Consider the following 1,121-nt stretch of genomic DNA (forward strand, 5'->3'; position numbering starts at 1 on the left):
ATTTACTTCAACATTGCTTGGAGTGATGGTGCTGCAATAAATGACCAAAAAACCGATAGACTTTTGATCCATGGGGATGTCTCAGGCTCTACAACAGTTTATATCAAAAGCGATACAGGGGATAAAGATAGTGTAGTCAATGCCTCTGATCCTTCCAATATAGGTGGACTTTCACTCATTCAAGTCTCTGGAGAAGCAAAAGAAGACTCTTTCAAACTTGTCAATGGCTATACCACAAGAGGTCGTTTACCTTATAAATATACGCTAACGGCTTATGGACCAGAGTCAAGCCACGGACAAGCCGATGTTGCACAAAATCTGTTTGATGAAAAGAATGAAAATTTCTGGGATTTCCGCTTACATAAAGAAATTCTTGAAACGGATTCTGGTTCTGGTCCAAGTGTGATCGCCCCTGTAGCACAAACGGCCAGTTACTTAGTCATGCCAAATGCTCTCTTCTACACGGGACTAACCGATATAGCTAAACAAAATGCACTTTTAGCCACAATGAGAACATCTGTCTTAGGAAAAGAAGAGGAAAAACAAACCGGTTTCTTCCTTTACACCTATGGAAGCACAGGAACTTTATCTTCTGAACGCGGACCTCTCAAATATGGTTATGGCGCTGATATCCGCTATGCTGCTCTCCAAGCCGGTGTCACATTAGCAGCAATTGAAGGGCAAAATACCACAACACATTTCGGTCTTGTAGGCACCTATGGGCGACTATCTTTCACTCCAAAAGAGATGCAGGATGCAAGTAAGAGCACATTGGATAAATGGTCACTAACAGCTTATGGCAGCGTGCAGCATGACAGTGGTTTCTATATGGATACACTGTTATCCTATGGGATAATAAAAGGAGATATCGGCAATGCCATCAGAGGAAATACCGCAAAATTGAAAAATGCCAAAATGTTGAGTATCTCCACCACTGTTGGCAAAGAATTTGCAACGGGAATGGAAGGTTTAACCTTCGAGCCACAAGCACAAATTGCTTATCAACATTTGATGTTTAACACCATTGAAGATGCTGATAATTTTACTGTTGATATGAACAATCCTTCTCAATGGTTAATCCGTGTTGGTGGACGTTTGACCAAAACCATTTCCACTGAAAA

Annotated in this window: 1 protein-coding gene; it reads left to right on the plus strand. The window is 41.2% G+C overall.

What is annotated here, in order from left to right; genetic code table 11:
- On the plus strand, nucleotides 1–1,121 hold a 1,121-nt coding region (locus tag ACFIKJ_RS09390; RefSeq protein WP_375670551.1), incomplete at both ends, for an autotransporter outer membrane beta-barrel domain-containing protein.

This window comes from Bartonella sp. PS7NMGDW (assembly GCF_042193585.1).
Taxonomy (GTDB): domain Bacteria; phylum Pseudomonadota; class Alphaproteobacteria; order Rhizobiales; family Rhizobiaceae; genus Bartonella; species Bartonella grahamii.